The organism is Shewanella youngdeokensis (assembly GCF_033180165.1).
Taxonomy (GTDB): Bacteria; Pseudomonadota; Gammaproteobacteria; order Enterobacterales; family Shewanellaceae; genus Shewanella; species Shewanella youngdeokensis.
Window position 1 is genome coordinate 4,153,742 of the sequence record NZ_CP136522.1, and the last position, 18,759, is coordinate 4,172,500.

The following is an 18,759-nucleotide window of genomic DNA, read 5'->3' on the forward strand; positions in this document are numbered from 1 at the left end:
TTTAGACAAATATTTATTCACCAAACAACCCCGATTTTATTGTTTTCTAATAGTTACTTAATCTAAATCAACAAACGAATACCGACTTAAACGCTGTTCACTTTTAACATTCCAAGCCTTTCATTGCAAAATGGCTCTAATTAAGCAAAACCGAATAAACAAGACTTTCTAACTATTTGTTGAGCCATATATCAAGTAAACATTGAGCTTTCGTTTTATCAACCACCCTAACAACTGAATAGTTTGAATTTAGGTTAAGACTTTTGATTGACGACATCTAAATATAGCGGAGTTCAGTGTTAGGCATCCCTAATAAATAATGTGTGTACATTTAAACTGAAAAAGCAAAAAGAACGGGTCACAACCTTAACGATTTTTATAACGATAAAAGCCCAAGCATCAAGACTTATAGTCTTAATTAAAATTAAACCTTTGTCTTTTACTTCACCATTTCTTCTATGGCTTATATACTACTGATCTTATTTAAATTGATGGAATCTTCTTTTGAAGTGGTTTAAACGTCTTGTTATTGCTTTTTTTAGTCTGGGCTTACTCGGTGTTGGCGCAATTGCTGCGGCATATTTCTATGTGCTTCCAGACTTGCCAGATGTCACCACTCTCAAAACCGTCAAACTTCAAACACCGCTTAGAATATATAGTAGTGACGGGAAACTGATCTCTCAGTTTGGTGAAAAACGCCGCATACCTGTTAAGTACGATGAGGTACCAGAGCAGTTGATTAATGCGGTACTCGATACCGAAGATGCGCGATTTTTTGAACACCGAGGCATTGATCCTATTGGTATTATTCGTGCGGCATTTATCTTAGTCACTACCGGCAAAAAAAGTCAGGGTGCCAGTACCATTACCCAGCAAGTCGCCCGCGGCTTCTTTTTGACACGTGATAAAACCTACATTCGAAAAACCAAAGAAATTTTCCTCGCGTTAAAAATTGAGCAAGCCCTTAGTAAGCAAGAAATTTTAACTCTTTACCTAAACCGTTCATTCCTCGGTAACAGAGCTTATGGAGTCGGCGCTGCCGCTCAAGTCTATTACGGGAAAGAGTTAAGCGAACTAACGCTGCCAGAAATGGCAATGATTGCTGGCCTGCCACAATCACCATCAGCAGCCAACCCAATTCGAAACGCGAGCCGCGCTCTTAATCGTCGAAATTGGGTACTTGGTCGCATGCTTGAAAAGCGCAATATTACTCAAGCGCAGTACAATGAGGCGACCCAAGCACCAATTACTGCCACCTACCACGGTGCAGTTATTGATCTATACGCGCCTTATGTGTCTGAAATGGCCCGAGACTATTTAGTAGAAAAGCTCGGTGAAGAGGAAGCCTATACCGGCGGTTATGATATTTACACGACTGTTGACTCTAAACTGCAGATGGATGCGCAAAAAGCACTGCGTAACAACGTCTATGCTTACGATGAGCGCCACGGCTATCGTGGTCGCACCAAAGTGCTATGGGTTGAAACGCCTCCTAAAGTAGCAGAAATTCGCGCCAAGTTAAAACAAACAGGGTCATTCCAAGGTATGTATCCAGCGGCAGTATTAACGGTTGATGAAACCACAGCACAAGTGATGACTGCTAAAGGAGACGTTTATGAGCTCCCTTGGGATGGCATCAAGTGGGCCAGACGTTTCATCACCAACAAGCGACAAGGTAAAGCGCCTAAGCTGGCAACTGATGTTTTAACTCCCGGTGAACAGGTGTGGATCCGTAACAACGGTGATATTTGGCAATTAAGCCAAGTGCCACTGGTTGCCAGCGCCATTGTTACCCTTGACCCACATGACGGCGCAATTAAAAACCTCGTTGGCGGTTTTAGCTTTTACACCAGCCAATATAATCGAGTGACACAAGCTAAACGCCAGCTAGGCTCTAACATTAAACCGTTTATTTATGCCGCTGCGCTTCAAAAGGGTTATACCTTATCGACGCTTATCAATAACGCACCGATTAATAAACCCGATACCCGCCAGGGCACCGCGTGGCGCCCTAAAAACTCACCTGATGTATATGGCGGCCCGACCAGACTTCGAGTTGGTTTGGCGCAATCAATTAACGTGATGTCGGTACGCGCTATGCGCTATAGCGGCCTTGATGCCACAATTGCACAACTGGTTAAATTTGGGTTTGATCCTGCTGATTTACCACGTAATGAATCAATTGCACTTGGCTCGCCATCGGTCACGCCGTTGCAAGTTGTTACTGCATTTTCAACCTTCGCCAATGGCGGCTACTTAGTCGAGCCTTATTTTATTAAGCAAATAGTGTCTGCTAGTGGTGAGGTGATCGAAACAGCCAATCCAACCTTAGCCTGCACGCCTGCCGAACTTGAGCAGCCGTTAATAGATGACCCATTTGCAGCAATGGCCAACGAGTTCCAAGATGATACGACTAGCGAAAGTGAAGCTGACAATGCCGTAACACAATGCGGTGCTGAAGACTCCCGCTTTGCACCTAGGGTCATTTCTGAACAAAATGCATTTTTGATTTCAGAAGCGCTTAAAAGTGTAATTTGGGGCGGTGGCGACTGGAACAAAGGAACCGGCTGGAACGGTACCGCTTGGCGTGCTGCCAGAGTGGTCAAGCGCCGCGACATTGCAGGTAAAACCGGTACAACCAACGAATCGCGCGATACTTGGTTTAGTGGCTTTAACCCTAAACTTGCCACCACAGTTTGGGTTGGATTTGACGACCACGGTAAAGAACTTGGACGAACCAGTTGGAATGCCAATGGCGCTAAAAATCAAATTTCACAGGCTGAAGCCGGCGCTAAAACAGCGGGACCTGCTTGGAATGAATTCATGAAAGACGCCCTAGCCGGTACACCGGTTGAACCCGTCACCCCACCGGAAGGGATTGTTTCAGCCAGAATAGATTTAGCGACGGGTAAATTAACTCGCAAAACAGACCACACCAGTCGATTTGAGTACTTTATTGCAGGCACTGAACCGACTGAATATGTCGCTGAACAAGAGGAAGATAATAGTAATATCTTTATCGATACCTCTGAAGAAGACGAGCTCTTTCAGTAACAAGCTAACAATGCAAAAAGGCGGCTATTTCTTATCGAAATAGCCGCCTTTTTTATGCTGACTTTATGTAAATACCGCTATTAAGCCAAAAATCAGTTAGATTGTTTAGCCGCTAATGCTGACTTAACCTGTACGAGAGAGGTTCCACCTAATGCTTCGCGCTTGGCCAAACAAGACTCTATTGTAAGGCAGTCATAAACATCAGCTTCGATGATATCGCTAAAGCCTTTTAACACTTCGATAGGTAGATCTTCTAGCGGCGTTTGTTGCGCAATAGCACTCACTACAGCCTCACCTACAACATGATGCGCCTGTCTAAATGGCATCCCCTTTGCGACAAGGTAATCAGCTAATTCAGTTGAGTTTGCATAGCCTTGCTGTGCGGCGATTAGGGTTCTTTCGCGATTAACTTGCAAGCCATTTAATACTAAAGCCGCCATTTCAAGACAAATAGCCCAGCTGTCCATCACATCAAAAAGCCCTTCTTTGTCTTCTTGCATGTCTTTGTTATACGCAAGAGGCAATGCTTTCATGGTGGTAAGGATCCCCACTAAACTGCCATAAACTCGGCCTGTTTTACCTCTGATAAGTTCAAGTGCATCAGGGTTTTTCTTTTGCGGCATCAATGACGATCCCGATGTGACCTCGTCATCTAAATCAATAAAACCGGCTTCGCCACTGTTAAAGAATATTAAGTCTTCAGCCATACGACTTAAGTGCATCATGCTGATTGACGCATCACTACAAATTTCAATGACGTGGTCTCTATCTGATACCGTATCAAGGCTATTTAGCGTTGGCGCGGCAAAACCTAGCGACTGAGCTAATTGAACACGGTCCATTGGGTAGGCTGTGCCCGCTAATGCGCCAGTACCTAGCGGGCAAGTATCAGTGCGCTTTAGCGCATCTTGTAGGCGACTAATATCACGTTCAAACATTTCAACGTAAGCCAAACACCAATGACCAAATAACACTGGCTGCGCTCTTTGTAAGTGGGTATAGCCTGGCATTACGGCGTCAATTTCTCGCTCAGCTAACTCAATTAGCGACGTTCTAAGCTTGCCAAGTAACTCAAGTAGTTGCTGCCCCTCTTTTTTGCACCACAGCTTAAGGTCTGTCGCGACTTGGTCGTTACGTGAACGGCCAGTATGGAGTTTTTTACCTAAATCCCCAACCTTAGCAATAAGCGATTGCTCTACAAAGCTATGAATATCTTCTGCTCCTGAAGCGATTATCAGCTCAGGGTTATCGATTGTTTCAGTTAATAACTCATTCAGCGCTGCTTGCAGTTCTGTACACTCATCGGTGGTTAAAATACCAACCTGTGTTATCGCATCTGCCCATGCAATCGAGCCCACAATATCTTGCTCTATGAGTCGGAAATCCACCGGCAAAGAGTCGTTGAAAAGTTTAAACAGTGCGCTGCTCTCTTGGCTAAATCTACCGCCCCATAATGCCATTTTAACTTCCTTCTTCATGCTAGGCGGACAATGAGTCCGCCGGGTATATTATTGTTATGATTCGTCCACAGCAGTGCTATTTTTTGTAATCATGCAACGCTCTAATCCGGCTTGAAAGCGCATACAGACGGATAAAGCCTTCAGCATCTTTTTGGTTGTAAACATCATCGTCACCAAAGGTGGCAAACTCTTCGGAATATAGGCTGTTAGGCGAACGTTTGTTCACTGCACTTGCTTGTCCTTTATAAAGCTTAATAATAACTTCACCGTTAATTAAATCTGCGAGCGGCTTTGACGCTCCAAGTAATGACTCACACAACGGGGTAAACCAACGCCCGTCGTACACTAAGTGTGCCATTTGAGCACCTACTTGTTCACGCCATTCACGACTGGTTTTATCCAGTACCAACTCTTCAATGGCACGCAATGCAGCGAACATGACTGTACCACCTGGCGTTTCATAGCAACCACGAGACTTCATGCCAACGAGTCTGTTTTCGGTAATATCGATTCTACCGACCCCATGTGCACCGGCTATTTCGTTCAATGCAACTAGTGCTTTATAAGGTGATAGCGTTTCACCGTTTACCTTGGTGATCTTGCCTTGTTCAAGTTCTAGTGCGACGTACTCTGGCTCATTAGGTGCATCTTCTGGCGCCACGGTCATGGTCCATACACCTTTTGATGGCTCATTCCAAGGATCCTCCAGCTCGCCACCTTCATGAGAAATATGCCAAGCGTTTGCATCACGGCTGTAAATTTTAGTGACTGAAGAAGTTGTTTTAATATTACGTTCTGCAAGGTAATCCAGTAGGTCTTCACGACTCACCATTTCCCACTCACGCCAAGGAGCAATCACTTTAAGATCGGGAGCCAGCGCAGCAAAACAACCTTCAAAGCGCACCTGATCATTACCTTTACCAGTACAACCGTGACAAACCGCGTCCGCACCAACTTTACGCGCCACTTCTACCTGTGCTTTGGCAATAATAGGTCTTGCCATCGATGTACCCAGCAAATAGGTGCCTTCATAAATAGCGCCTGTAGCAATAGTTGGGTAGATGTAGTCAGCCACCAGCTCTTCTTTTAGATCGACGATGTGGCATTCTGACGCACCAGATGCGATAGCTTTTTCATGCAGACCTTCAAGCTCTGCGTCGCCTTGGCCGACATCGGCACAAAAGGCAATGATTTCGCAGTTATCGTAGGTCTCTTTTAACCAAGGGATTATGGCTGAGGTATCGAGACCACCCGAATACGCGAGGACGACTTTTTTAACATCTGTTTTGTTGGTTTTAATTGACATGTTCACTTCCTAATTCTTGTTATTTTATCGTCGACTAATCAACGAGATATAATTTTTAGTGCATTACTGACCGAGTAAGGTCACCAGCACAGCATTTTGGGCATGCATACGGTTTTCTGCTTGCTGCAAAATCAACGACCCTTCGCCATCAACTATCTCTGCAGTTGCTTCAATCTCGCGGTATGCTGGTAGGCAATGCATAAAGTGTTTTGCACCCGCGACCGCCATTAGCTCGGTATTAACTTGGTAAGGCTTAAACTTGGCTTCAATCTCTTCCATTGAAACGGTGTCGCCCATCGAGATCCATGTATCGGTATAAATTGCGTCGTGACCAGCTATCGCTTCAATGTCAGAACTCAGCACTAACGTGCCACCATGCTGTGCAGCTAGTGCTTGTGCTTCACAAACTACTTTGCCATCAGGGAAGTGGCCCGGTGGGCATAGAACCGTCATATGAGCACCAAGAATAGCGGCACCAAACATCAACGAATGGGTCACATTATTACCATCACCAACGTAAGCCAGCTTCACCTTACTCACGTCACCATATTGCTCCGACAAGGTTAAAAAGTCTGCCAAGCCCTGGCACGGGTGGTAAAGATCTGACAGCGCATTAATCACTGGAACTTTGCCATGTTCAGCAAGTTGTTCGATGGTTGAATGCAAAAAGGTTCGTGCCACAATGGCATCTGCCCAGCAAGAAATATTGGCGGCAAAGTCCGATACCGGTTCGCGCTTACCCAGAGCACCATTTTGTTGATCAAGGTATAAACAGTGGCCGCCGAGCTTGTTAATACCAATATCAAAGCTAACACGCGTTCTGAGAGAAGGCTTCTCAAACAGCATGACTACACTCTTGCCGTCTAATGCTTTTCTGTAATCTGCAGGGTTAGTTTTAATCTGCTTAGCAAGAGCGAGCAAATCTAAAAGTTGTGCCTGAGATAAATCCTTGATTGACAATAAATGGTCCATTTAACCTTGCTCCTATGGTTGGATCTGAGTGCCAACGGCTTGGCCGTTGCTTAGTGCAATGAGTTGTTCAGCATGGCGCCAAGAGGCTATTTGCACCGCTTGTCCCATCAGTTCGGCAACCTCTAAGGCTGCTTCGACTTTGACCTTCATGCCTTTTTCGATAACTCCAGACTGGGTTAACGCTGAAATTTGAGATTGGTTTAAACTACTAATTAATTGCCCTTTGCCATCTAGTACTCCCGAAACATCGGATAACAACACTAAGTTTCCACCCACTAACTTAGTTAAAGCGGTCGCAGCTTGATCAGCATTAACGTTAAGCATCTCGCCTTGGCAACTAATAGCGATTGAGCTAACAATAGGCATCCAGCCTTTCGCCAATACAAACTCAAGGTAGCTGGCATCATTAGGCTCAACTTCGCCCACTAATCCAAGTTGCGGACTTTTAATATTGGCTGTCATCATATTGGCATCAGCTAAACTCATGCCTAAACAAGTGATCCCAGCTTTAATGCCGGCGGCTTGAAGTACTTTATTTGCTGTTCCGGCAAGAGCCCCGACAATAATTGGCACTTGCTCTGCGGGTGTAATTCTAAGCCCGTCTAGCTTTTCAGTTACCATATCATTCGCTTTAAGTTGCTCATCAACTAGACAACCACCACCATGAACCATAATAAGTGGCTGCCCATCTGCAATCATTTTGGCGGCAGTTTCCATTAAGCGTGCCATGCCCATTTCGCATTGCAATAAAGCGCCGCCGACTTTAAGCACCATAACAGGCTTAGGTTGAGCAGTGATATCCGCATGTAGTGTTGCCATTTTCGCTTCCATAATTGTTATTGAGACTCATTACCGAAATGAATCTTTATGCACTGCAAAGCTTGACTTGCAGCACCTTTCATAAGGTTATCTATAGCACTTGATACGACAAGGTAGTGCGTGTCTGCATCGTATTTCCAACCCACTAAACAGTTTGCGGTGTGCACCACATCATCAACTTTAGGAAAGGCATTTTGCTTAACAGTTATAAGGGCGGCATCGTCATAGCATTGGTAAGCTGCGGCAATGTCATCAGCTGTTGTGCCTTTAGCGAGTTGAACCGTAATTGTGGCGAGAATGCCGCGTTTAAAATTACCTAAATGAGGAGTAAAAACGACATTGTGGCCAAGCTGAGTGGCGATTTCAGGTTGGTGCCTATGGCCCATAACGCCATACGCCGTTAAGCTAACTTCGCAAAAACTGGTATGCAGATGCGCTTTTCTTCCCGCACCTGTTACGCCGCTTACAGCATTAATAACTGGCAAGACTTCGGTTAATAAATGCGAGATAGGTTTGAGCGCTGTTAGCGAGGCTGTTGGGTAGCAACCTGGTACGGCAATCATCTTACTTTGTGTAATTTCAGCCGCGTTCCACTCAGCTAAACCATAAACAGCCTCAGCGAGCACTTCTGGATATTCATGTGTAAAACCATACCACTTAGGGTACTGTTCCAAAGATCCAAATCGATAAGCACCACTTAAATCAAACACCGCTAGCCCTTGCTTATAAAACCAGGCAGCCAAGTGCAAACTCACTACATGATCGGTCGCTAATACGACCGCATCGGCCTGCGCAACAATGGCATTTTTAGCTTCGTTTGTAAGCGGTTTCAAGCAAAGTGAAATGTGATTATAACTAGGGTACAGCTCGGCTAAAGGCTTGCCTTTATCTAAACTATTTTCAGAAACATAAAGCCCTTGAATAGACAAGTCTGAGTCTGTATTAATTAACGACGTAATTTGTGCCCCGGTATAACCGCTAGCACCAATAATGGCTATGTGTTTCATAATCTATGATTTAAACCTTTATCTTGAAGACCTTGGAACAAAAAAGAATGGGCTAATACTAAGCCCTGGCGGAACACCATTTATGACTAGATTATCGTCGCAGGAAGTGGGTTACTTTGACCTTGATTAATAAAAATTTAACTAGGTAAAACATATATACTCTCATTTATAGGCCATCAAAACATGGTACTTATCTTAGCTGTTTGATAGACTAACACAGAAAACTAATTATGCAATATAATTGAATATATATTTGAGTATTTTTTATGTCTACAATAAACGAGATTAAAAGCACTTTTGCACAGCTAATCGCTGCGCCGTCTATCAGTGCGTTAGAAGCGCAAGATGACATGAGCAACAAAGCCGTTATCGAACTATTGCATAATTGGTTTACTGATTTAGGTATGAGCTGCCAAGCGCAAGTGGTTGCAGATAGCCGTAACAAGCACAACTTTGTTGCCTCTTTCGGCAGCGGAAAAGGCGGCCTGCTATTGGCTGGCCATACCGATACCGTTCCGTTCGATGACGGGCTTTGGAACCAAAACCCTTTTCAATTAATCGAAAAAAATGATCGTTGGTATGGCCTAGGCGCTTGCGATATGAAGGGTTTTTTTGCTTTGGTACTGGCGGCATTAAAAGAATTACCGATGGATAAATTTAAACGTCCATTACATATTCTTGCTAGCGCTGACGAAGAGACTACCATGAATGGTGCCAAGGAATTTGCAGCAGCTAAATCCATCAGCCCCAACTATGCCATTATTGGTGAACCAACAAGCCTTAAACCGGTATATATGCATAAAGGCCATTTTACTCAAGGGATTAAAATTATCGGTCGCAGTGGTCACTCATCAGATCCAGCCAAAGGGATCAATGCGATCGAAATAATGCATTTAGTTACCGGACAATTACTTAAACTAAAACAGCACCTAGCAGACAATTACCGTGAAAATGCATTTAGCGTTCCCTACCCAACCATGAATTTTGGTCACATACATGGCGGCGATGCAGCCAACAGGATCTGTGGCTGCTGTGACTTGCATATTGACCTGCGCCCGCTACCAGGTTTATCACTTGAAGATTTAGAACTGATGGTGACACGTTACTTAGCGCCTGTTTCGAGCCAATACCCAGGCTGCATCAGTGTGGCTCCTTTGTACCCAGGTTCAGAATCATTTGACGGCAATAAAGATAGCAGCTGGAGCCAGTTAGTCGCACAACTATCAAATAACGAGCCTGAAGTGGTCAATTACGCCACCGAAGCGCCATATATAAAACAGCTTGGCTGCCAAACTTTAGTACTCGGTCCTGGGAGTATCGAGCAAGCTCACCAACCCGATGAGTTTCTTGACCTACACTATATAGAACAAACCAAGGCATTATTAAAAAATATTATTTATCATGCCTGTATAAAATAGCTTGGAAGTACCTATTCCCTCAAAATTTAGGTTCAGTAGAAAGTGAAAGAGAATACATTCAGCTACGATAACCTAACCGAGATCATTGCCTAGTGCAAAGCTGCGGGGTATTGTGATCAATTAGCTTACACACATGGAGTTCGGTATGGTTGATATGTATGCATCGTTAAGGTCAAACGTAGGGATCTTAGGGCAAATTTTAGGTGACACGATCCGCACTGATCTCGATGACACTTTTTTAGATAAAATTGAACAGATCCGTCACCTATCTAAAAGTTCACGTCAGGGGAATGATGCCGCTCGCGAAGAGATGCTAACGCTGCTGTCGTCATTAAGCGACGACGAGCTAGTACCTTTCGCCAAAGCATTTAATCAATTTTTAAACCTCGCTAATATTGCTGAGCAGTTCCATACCATTAGCCGTAATTGTGATGAATTAGTCTGTGTACCCGACCCAGTAGAGCAATTGCTTGGTAGAATGTTAAGCGGCAATATCGATAAAGATAAAATGCTCGACTGCTTAAAAACGCTCGATATCGACTTAGTGCTTACCGCGCACCCCACAGAAATATCACGCCGCACACTAATCCAAAAATACGCGTCGGTTATCGACTCACTTGCTGCATTAGAAAATCCACAACTAACCGGGCAAGAGAAAAAACAACACCACTTACGTTTACGCCAACTAATCGCCCAAATATGGCATACCAACGAAATCCGCAATGAGCGCCCAACGCCAGTTGATGAAGCACGCTGGGGCTTAAGCACTATTGAAGCCTCTTTGTGGCAAGCGGTTCCCGACTTTTTACGTCAGCTAAACCAGCACGTTGAAGACCGTACCAATACACAATTGCCCATTGATATTGCACCGGTGAGATTTTCTAGCTGGATGGGAGGCGACCGAGATGGCAACCCCTTTGTGACAGCAGTTGTCACCCAAGAGGTATTAGATAGAAACCGCCATACTGCGGCAAGGCTATACCTTAAAGATGTAGCACTTCTGGTCAACGAGCTTTCTATGGAAGGCGCTAATGAAGAGCTCCTTGCCTACACTAAAAATAGTAGTGAACCTTATCGTGACGTATTGAAAGATCTGCGTCATAAGCTTAGAAATACCATCGACTACCTCAACGGCAAACTCGAAGGCCATCATCCAGATGTAGAGCTGTCTGACATCATTTGGGATGAAAAAGATATCAAAGACCCGCTGATGATGCTTTATAGAAGTCTATGCGACTCAGGTATGCGCCTAATCGCAAATGGACTACTACTCGACATGCTGCGAAGAATCGCTTGTTTTGGTATCCATATGCTAAGACTAGATATCCGTCAGGATGCACAACGTCATGCCGACGTATTAGCAGAGCTCACCCGTTATTTAGGCATGGGAGATTACGGCCACTGGAGTGAAGCAGACCGGCAGTCTTTTTTACTGCGAGAACTCACAAGTAAGCGCCCACTTATCCCAGCTAAATGGCAAGGTTCAAGCGACGTCAACGAAGTACTGAGCACCTTTCGCTTATTAGCAACGCAACCGGCAAGGGCAATGGGGTCTTACGTTATATCAATGGCCAGCCAGCCATCTGATGTACTCGCGGTATTGTTACTGTTAAAAGAGACCGGTTGCCCGCACCCGATGCGAGTGGTACCGCTATTTGAGACTTTAGATGACCTTAACAACGCATCACAATGCATGTCGGCACTGTTTAGCATCGATTGGTACCGTGGTTACACTAAGGGTATTCAAGAAGTCATGATTGGCTATTCTGACTCAGCCAAAGATGCCGGTGTGATGGCAGCGGCTTGGGCGCAATATAGTGCACAAGAAAAACTGGTCGCGGTAAGCCAAGATGCTGACATCAAACTCACATTATTCCATGGTCGCGGCGGCACAATTGGTCGTGGCGGCGGGCCAGCACATGAAGCAATTTTATCTCAACCACCAGGATCAGTAGATGGTCGCATTCGTGTGACAGAGCAAGGTGAGATGATCCGTTTTAAATTCGGCCTACCCAAGGTTGCCGTGCAAAGCCTAGCTTTATACACCTCAGCAGTAATGGAGGCAACACTACTGCCACCACCAGAACCTAAAGCACAATGGCGTAACTGCATGGAACAACTAGCTGATGAGTCAGTACTCGCTTACCGAGCCATGGTTCGAGAAGAGCCAGATTTTGTTTCCTACTTTAGAGCTGCCACCCCTGAAGTAGAATTAGGTAAACTGCCGCTAGGTAGTCGTCCAGCCAAGCGAAGAGTAGATGGCGGCATCGAAAGCTTACGCGCTATACCTTGGATATTTGCATGGTCACAAAACCGATTAATGTTACCTGCTTGGTTAGGTGCCGGAGAAGCATTGCAAGCGGCAACACAACGTGGTGAATTAACCTTATTGCAAGAAATGGAGCAACACTGGCCATTTTTCAAAACACGTATATCGATGCTCGAAATGGTTTACGCCAAAGCAGAACCAAACCTCGCTAAATACTATGAAACCAGCTTAGTGCCGTCAGGGCTGCATCATTTGGGTGTTCAATTACGAGAACGCCTTGCGGTAGGTGTTGAAGCTGTTTTAGCCGTGACACAATCTGAAACGCTAATGGCACATACACCTTGGAGTAGAGAATCGGTTGAGCTAAGAAACCCTTACATAGATCCACTTAACTTTCTTCAAGCCGAGCTTTTAGCTCGCACTCGCAAAGAAGAAAGTAGTTCAACCAATGTAGAATTAGCACTCATGCTAACAATTGCAGGCGTGGCTGCCGGAATGAGAAATACAGGTTAATGAAAATTTTAAACATCACACTATGTAGTTTATTGCTATTGCTGACTGGCTGTGTCAGTCAATACAGCATTACTGAAAAAGAACTGGAAGGCTACCTCAGTGACGAGATGCACTTTGAGATAAAAGAAGGTAATCAGGTTTTTGGTATTGAACTGAAGGTCAATGATATTGATGTCATCTTAGGCAGAAAAGCCAATACCATGTCAGTAACAGCTGCGACACTAGTTAAAGTTCGTAATCCGCTACTACCAATTAGTGCCGATCTAACCGCGACATTTGAAGCGCAACCATGGTATGACGCGAGTAATCACAGTGTATATCTGCGCAATTTAAATTTAGTCAGGTTCGAATCAGAACCTAAGCACATAGAAAAAGCAATTGGTTCAATAGCACCTCAGTTGATGGGATTTTTAACTCAATTTCTAGAGACTCAACCTGTATATGTGCTCGATACAAAAAAATCAAATCAGGCTCTTATGGCGGAAATGACAAAACGTATTGACGTTAAACCAGGCAAACTTGTGCTGGTGTTTGACGAATAAACTTCATTGCGGCAGTAATCAATTAGTCATTACTGCCGTACTGTCTATTTTTTGAATCTTGATATCGAACCATAATCAATAATGACCGCTTCACCAAGTAACGCTCGGCGCAACATATCAAATGCAACAGCGGTACTTAAGCTTCTCACCAAGTCCCTTGAGCGCCTTGGTAATTTTATCATTTGACTATACACACCACCCTTAGTCGCCAACGCGATAGCAACGGTGCCAACAGGCTTATTATCAGTCCCACCTGTAGGTCCTGCAATACCGCTCGTAGCGAGCGCATAATCACTATCGAGTATAGCTCTAGCCCCATTAGCCATCTCTTCAACAGTCTCTATTGATACCGCTCCGTGATAATCTAAGGTTTCAGCTTTAACTCCGAGTACTTTTACTTTTGATTCATTACAATAGGTTATTAAACCTTGATGGAAATATGACGAGCTTCCAGCAAATGCAACCAACTGGCTTGCGATCATGCCGCCAGTGCATGACTCTGCAACACTAAGGCTGCTTCCAGAGCCGAGCAGGAGTCCGTGGATCTCCTCGGCTAAAGTTTTTTTATTATCAGCAACAATTGCGGTTCCGAGCAAAAAGCGAATTTGCTTCTCAATATTGTCCATCTCGCTAATAGCTGACAAGCCACGAGCAAACAGCTTTATTTCAATGTGGGGCATTGACGTTCTATAGCCAATCGTTAACCCCTCAGGCAAGACAATAGCTTCAAGCGCATCAGCTAAAGATGACTCACCTTGCCCCAGAGTTAAATATTTTCGCAACGAAACGTCACCAGCAATTTCAAATCTTTCATTAATAAAGGGGATAAACTGCTCTTTAACCATTTGCTTAAATTCGAATGGTACTCCAGGAGTAAAAAATAGCCATGCCCGATTTAGTTTAACCGCAAATCCACAAGCCGTACCAACCGGGTTGTCGATCATAATAGCTGACTCAGGCAACAATGCTTGCTTAAGATTACTCTCTGCCATCACTCGGCCATTACGCGTAAACCAACTTTCTAGGCGATTCCGCCATAAGCTATTTTCAACAAGATCTTCACCTTTAGCGAGAGCCATCGCTTCAGTAGATAAATCATCGCTTGTGGGGCCCAAACCACCATTAACAAGAATGACATCAGCCTCAGTGCTGCGTTCTTTAAACACTGCAACAAGATCTTCTAAGCGATCTCCAACAGTAGTTCGACGTTGACACTCAACACCTTGCTCCATAAGAGTATTAGAGAACCATGCAGCATTAGTATCAACGATTTGACCCGCCAATACCTCCTCCCCAGTACAAATCATTTCAAGCTTCATTGGATAATCCCTATAGGTTGATTGCAGATAAATTAGAAGAGCTTAGCTGTAATAGCAACCACCAATTAAAACATCCTACTGAATAAAAGTAATGTACTGTTTTTAATCAGTAGGTTACAGCTAGGAGAGAAAAATACTGATGAACTTTCGATGTAAATTCATCACGAGTTCAGAGGCTTATGCAAACCGCAGTAACCGACACAAAGAAACTAATGCTAAGTCTAATAACCTATCTGAGTAATACCTATACCCCAGACGTTTTGAAAGCACTTACCCACATAGAAACCATCCCACCCTACAAATAACAAGCAAAAACAGCTAAGTACCAATTTTGTACCTACGACGCACCAAGCAACTTTTATGTTTTTGCTATTTTGGTGTACAACGTCTCATGAGTATCTAAGTAAAAAGAGATACCTCTACTTAGTTTCGAAATTCAAAGCTCTACCTAACCATGAAGAGGCTGCTATATCGATTGGTAATATAGTCACTATGCAACAATAGCTTGTGAACCGGTATTGGTGGTTATTATTGGTATTAGAAACAATATTAGCTGCAGGTATATTTGTTGCTCCGGGAGATATTACTAATACATCAACCCCACGCCCCTTTAATTCGTGATATATCGATTCCCTTAATGTTAAAGTGTAAGCCTTAGATGCGGAATAATTAGCCATGTAAGGAGTCCCTTGATATCCCATTGCAGATGAAACAAAAATAATACCTCCTCGAGACTTTGGAATCATTTGATTTCCGTAATAGTGTGCTAATTCCATGGGAGTAATAGAGTTTAATCGAAGTACATTTTTCTCATCTTCTAAATTACTTTTTAAAATTAAACCGGGATGACCAGTTCCTGCATTGTTTATCAATAAGCCAATCTCAAGATCTCTTTTTAAAGAACACTACACAATCACCATCAAGATTAAGAATTCTGCTTAACAAGGCTAGATTGAGGCATTGATGGATAGAACCGCAATGATTCTGCAAGGGTATTGGTATTGGTATTGGTATTGGTATTGGTATTGGTATTGGTATTGGTATTGGTATTGGTATTGGTATTGGTATTGGTATTGGTAACGATAATTTTAAGAGCTGCCTATATCAAGAAACAATGTAGCGGACGTTGTAGTTTTTACACTTTTATTGAGGGTTAAATAAGATGATGGCTACTTGTTCAGCCTTTATCGATGATACTGATAAGCCTGAACGGTTTGAAAATGGCTCATGCCATAAATCGAAGATGTGAAAATCCACTAAATAGCCTAGTCACGAGTTTTGATACTGATCTGGCGCTTCAAAATATCCTACTCTCACATGGGCATATAGGCCACATGGCTTTGTTTCGAGCTTAAAGCACTAGAATGTAGAGCGCTAACCTTTTAATAAAACAGCCTAAAGCAGCCCAATCGATAAATCGCAGACGTAAAAAAGCCCGCTACAACGTAGCGGGCTCTTCACTTATTAGGCGCCTGAAAATGACCGACTCTCACATGGGCATAGCGGCCACACGACTTTCTTTAGCCTTTATCGATGATACTGATAAACCTGAACGGCTTAAAAATGGTTCAAATCCATAAATCGCAGACGTAAAAAAGCCCGCTACAGCGTAGCGGGCTCTTCACTTATTAGGCGCCTGGAAATGACCTACTCTCACATGGGGAAACCCCACACTACCATCGGCGATACTGCGTTTCACTTCTGAGTTCGGAATGGGATCAGGTGGTACCACAGCTCTATGGTCTCCAGACAAATTTGGGAAATTTGAAAAGCTGTTACTCGCTTACGCAAGTAAACTGAAATCTATTATTGAGTCACACAACATTAAGTGCTTCTAATTCTGATACTGTAAAAACATCAGTCTCATACAAAACCCATCAGGGTTGTATGGTTAAGCCTCACGAGTCATTAGTACAGGTTAGCTCAACGCCTCACAACGCTTACACACCCTGCCTATCAACGTCCTAGTCTCGAACGGCTCTTTAGAGGAATTAAATTCCTAGGGATGACTCATCTTAGGACTCGCTTCCCGCTTAGATGCTTTCAGCGGTTATCGATTCCGAACGTAGCTACCGGGCAATGCTATTGGCATAACAACCCGAACACCAGCGGTTCGTCCACTCCGGTCCTCTCGTACTAGGAGCAGCTTCCTTCAATCATCCAACGCCCACGGCAGATAGGGACCGAACTGTCTCACGACGTTCTGAACCCAGCTCGCGTACCACTTTAAATGGCGAACAGCCATACCCTTGGGACCGACTTCAGCCCCAGGATGTGATGAGCCGACATCGAGGTGCCAAACACCGCCGTCGATATGAACTCTTGGGCGGTATCAGCCTGTTATCCCCGGCGTACCTTTTATCCGTTGAGCGATGGCCCTTCCATTCAGAACCACCGGATCACTATGACCTACTTTCGTACCTGCTCGACGTGTATGTCTCGCAGTTAAGCTGGCTTATGCCATTGCACTAACCGTACGATGTCCGACCGTACTTAGCCAACCTTCGTGCTCCTCCGTTACTCTTTGGGAGGAGACCGCCCCAGTCAAACTACCCACCAGGCACTGTCCCGAACCCCGATTCAGGGGCCGCGGTTAGAACATCAAAACTACAAGGGTGGTATTTCAAGGACGACTCCACAACATCTAGCGACGTCGCTTCAAAGTCTCCCACCTATCCTACACATGTAGGTTCAATGTTCAGTGCCAAGCTATAGTAAAGGTGCACGGGGTCTTTCCGTCTAGCCGCGGGTATACGGCATCTTCACCGCAATTTCAACTTCACTGAGTCTCGGCTGGAGACAGCGTGGCCATCATTACGCCATTCGTGCAGGTCGGAACTTACCCGACAAGGAATTTCGCTACCTTAGGACCGTTATAGTTACGGCCGCCGTTTACCGGGGCTTCGATCATGAGCTTCTCCGAAGATAACCCAATCAATTAACCTTCCGGCACCGGGCAGGCGTCATACCGTATACTTCCTCTTGCGAGTTTGCACAGTACTGTGTTTTTGATAAACAGTTGCAGCCACCTGGTATCTGCGACTGCCAACAGCTTAGGAAGCAAGTTCCATCACCGTCGGCAGCGTACCTTCTCCCGAAGTTACGGTACCATTTTGCCTAGTTCCTTCAGCCGAGTTCTCTCAAGCGCCTTGGTATTCTCTACCCAACCACCTGTGTCGGTTTGGGGTACGATTCCTACTAACCTGAAGCTTAGAAGATTTTCCTGGAAGCATGGCATCAACTACTTCATCACCTTAGTGACTCGTCATCAGCTCTCAGCCTTAAGTAAACCCGGATTTGCCTAAGTTTACAGCCTACAACCTTAAACGCGGACAACCAACGCCGCGCTAGCCTAGCCTTCTCCGTCTCTCCATCGCAGTTAGCAGAAGTACAGGAATATTAACCTGTTTCCCATCGATTACGCCTTTCGGCCTCACCTTAGGGGTCGACTCACCCTGCCCTGATTAACATTGGACAGGAACCCTTGGTCTTTCGGCGAGGGAGTTTTTCACTCCCTTTATCGTTACTCATGTCAGCATTCGCACTTCTGATACCTCCAGTGTGGGTTACCCCTTCACCTTCAACGGCTTACAGAACGCTCCTCTACCGCTTGCTAGTAAACTAGCAAACCCATAGCTTCGGTGTATTGCTTAGCCCCGTTAAATCTTCCGCGCAGGCCGACTCGACTAGTGAGCTATTACGCTTTCTTTAAATGATGGCTGCTTCTAAGCCAACATCCTAGCTGTCTAAGCCTTCCCACATCGTTTCCCACTTAGCAATAACTTTGGGACCTTAGCTGATGGTCTGGGTTGTTTCCCTTTTCACGACGGACGTTAGCACCCGCCGTGTGTCTCCCGAGTAGTACTCATTGGTATTCGGAGTTTGCAAAGGGTTGGTAAGTCGGGATGACCCCCTAGCCTTAACAGTGCTCTACCCCCAATGGTATTCGCTCGAGGCGCTACCTAAATAGCTTTCGAGGAGAACCAGATATCTCCCGGTTTGATTGGCCTTTCACCCCCAGCCACAAGTCATCCGCTCATTTTTCAACATAAGTCGGTTCGGTCCTCCAGTTGATGTTAC

General features: G+C 44.7%; 11 protein-coding genes and 2 rRNA genes (1 of these 13 running past the window's edge). 4 read left to right on the forward strand and 9 right to left on the reverse strand.

Features of this window, described 5'->3' with window-relative positions; genetic code table 11:
* The first annotated feature begins 504 nt into the window (after positions 1 to 504).
* Positions 505 to 3,054, forward strand: a complete 2,550-nt coding sequence (locus tag RGE70_RS17685) for a penicillin-binding protein 1A (RefSeq protein WP_310472738.1) — start codon at positions 505 to 507, stop codon at positions 3,052 to 3,054.
* Between the two features lie 92 nt (positions 3,055 to 3,146).
* Here RGE70_RS17685 and argH read toward each other — a convergent pair whose 3' ends face one another.
* From argH to argC, 5 genes are all read right to left on the reverse strand, one after another.
* A complete protein-coding gene (argH, locus tag RGE70_RS17690) occupies positions 3,147 to 4,514 on the reverse strand; it encodes an argininosuccinate lyase (protein ID WP_310472739.1) in 1,368 nt (455 codons plus the stop codon).
* Positions 4,515 to 4,590: 76 nt separating this feature from the next.
* The gene (locus RGE70_RS17695; protein ID WP_310472740.1) at positions 4,591 to 5,820 is read right to left on the reverse strand and encodes an argininosuccinate synthase; all 1,230 of its coding nucleotides are present in this window, start codon (positions 5,818 to 5,820) and stop codon (positions 4,591 to 4,593) included.
* Positions 5,821 to 5,883: 63 nt separating this feature from the next.
* Positions 5,884 to 6,792, reverse strand: a complete 909-nt coding sequence (locus tag RGE70_RS17700; RefSeq protein WP_310472741.1) for an ornithine carbamoyltransferase — start codon at positions 6,790 to 6,792, stop codon at positions 5,884 to 5,886.
* Positions 6,793 to 6,804: 12 nt separating this feature from the next.
* On the reverse strand, positions 6,805 to 7,611 hold the full coding sequence (gene argB, locus RGE70_RS17705; protein WP_310472742.1) for an acetylglutamate kinase: 807 nt from the start codon (positions 7,609 to 7,611) through the stop codon (positions 6,805 to 6,807).
* A gap of 17 nt (positions 7,612 to 7,628) precedes the next feature.
* Positions 7,629 to 8,618 carry an N-acetyl-gamma-glutamyl-phosphate reductase gene (gene argC / locus RGE70_RS17710; protein WP_310472743.1) on the reverse strand — a complete coding sequence of 330 codons (990 nt, stop codon included), beginning with the start codon at positions 8,616 to 8,618 and terminating at the stop codon, positions 7,629 to 7,631.
* 266 nt (positions 8,619 to 8,884) lie between these two features.
* On the opposite strand from argC, the gene argE reads away from it, so the two are divergent.
* From argE to RGE70_RS17725, 3 genes are all read left to right on the forward strand, one after another.
* Positions 8,885 to 10,036, forward strand: a complete 1,152-nt coding sequence (argE, locus tag RGE70_RS17715; RefSeq protein ID WP_310472744.1) for an acetylornithine deacetylase — start codon at positions 8,885 to 8,887, stop codon at positions 10,034 to 10,036.
* A 145-nt stretch (positions 10,037 to 10,181) separates the two neighbouring features.
* Positions 10,182 to 12,818 (forward strand): phosphoenolpyruvate carboxylase, encoded by a 2,637-nt coding sequence (ppc, locus tag RGE70_RS17720; protein WP_310472745.1) that lies wholly within the window; start codon positions 10,182 to 10,184, stop codon positions 12,816 to 12,818.
* Positions 12,818 to 13,360 (forward strand): YceB family lipoprotein, encoded by a 543-nt coding sequence (locus RGE70_RS17725; RefSeq protein ID WP_310472746.1) that lies wholly within the window; start codon positions 12,818 to 12,820, stop codon positions 13,358 to 13,360. Before ppc ends, RGE70_RS17725 begins: the two co-directional genes overlap by 1 nt.
* A gap of 44 nt (positions 13,361 to 13,404) precedes the next feature.
* Here the strand turns inward: RGE70_RS17725 and RGE70_RS17730 are convergent, their stop codons facing one another.
* From RGE70_RS17730 to RGE70_RS17745, 4 genes are all read right to left on the reverse strand, one after another.
* Positions 13,405 to 14,679, reverse strand: coding sequence for a CinA family nicotinamide mononucleotide deamidase-related protein (locus RGE70_RS17730; RefSeq protein ID WP_310472747.1), 1,275 nt, complete (start codon positions 14,677 to 14,679; stop codon positions 13,405 to 13,407).
* A 419-nt stretch (positions 14,680 to 15,098) separates the two neighbouring features.
* Positions 15,099 to 15,551 carry an SDR family NAD(P)-dependent oxidoreductase gene (locus tag RGE70_RS17735; RefSeq protein WP_310472748.1) on the reverse strand — a complete coding sequence of 151 codons (453 nt, stop codon included), beginning with the start codon at positions 15,549 to 15,551 and terminating at the stop codon, positions 15,099 to 15,101.
* 762 nt (positions 15,552 to 16,313) lie between these two features.
* Positions 16,314 to 16,429, reverse strand: a 5S ribosomal RNA gene (gene rrf / locus RGE70_RS17740).
* Positions 16,430 to 16,566: 137 nt separating this feature from the next.
* Positions 16,567 to 18,759: ribosomal RNA gene (locus tag RGE70_RS17745) — 23S ribosomal RNA — on the reverse strand; it runs 702 nt beyond the window's last position.

Bases quoted from the DNA above. Each gene is read 5' to 3' on its own strand.
- RGE70_RS17725 (WP_310472746.1), top strand. From the start codon at position 12,818: ATGAAAATTTTAAACATCACACTATGTAGTTTATTGCTATTGCTGACT.
- ppc (WP_310472745.1), top strand. From the start codon at position 10,182: ATGGTTGATATGTATGCATCGTTAAGGTCAAACGTAGGGATCTTAGGG.
- RGE70_RS17695 (WP_310472740.1), bottom strand. From the start codon at position 5,820: ATGTCAATTAAAACCAACAAAACAGATGTTAAAAAAGTCGTCCTCGCG.
- RGE70_RS17730 (WP_310472747.1), bottom strand. From the start codon at position 14,679: ATGAAGCTTGAAATGATTTGTACTGGGGAGGAGGTATTGGCGGGTCAA.
- argE (WP_310472744.1), top strand. From the start codon at position 8,885: ATGTCTACAATAAACGAGATTAAAAGCACTTTTGCACAGCTAATCGCT.
- RGE70_RS17700 (WP_310472741.1), bottom strand. From the start codon at position 6,792: ATGGACCATTTATTGTCAATCAAGGATTTATCTCAGGCACAACTTTTA.
- argC (WP_310472743.1), bottom strand. From the start codon at position 8,618: ATGAAACACATAGCCATTATTGGTGCTAGCGGTTATACCGGGGCACAA.
- argB (WP_310472742.1), bottom strand. From the start codon at position 7,611: ATGGCAACACTACATGCGGATATCACTGCTCAACCTAAGCCTGTTATG.
- argH (WP_310472739.1), bottom strand. From the start codon at position 4,514: ATGGCATTATGGGGCGGTAGATTTAGCCAAGAGAGCAGCGCACTGTTT.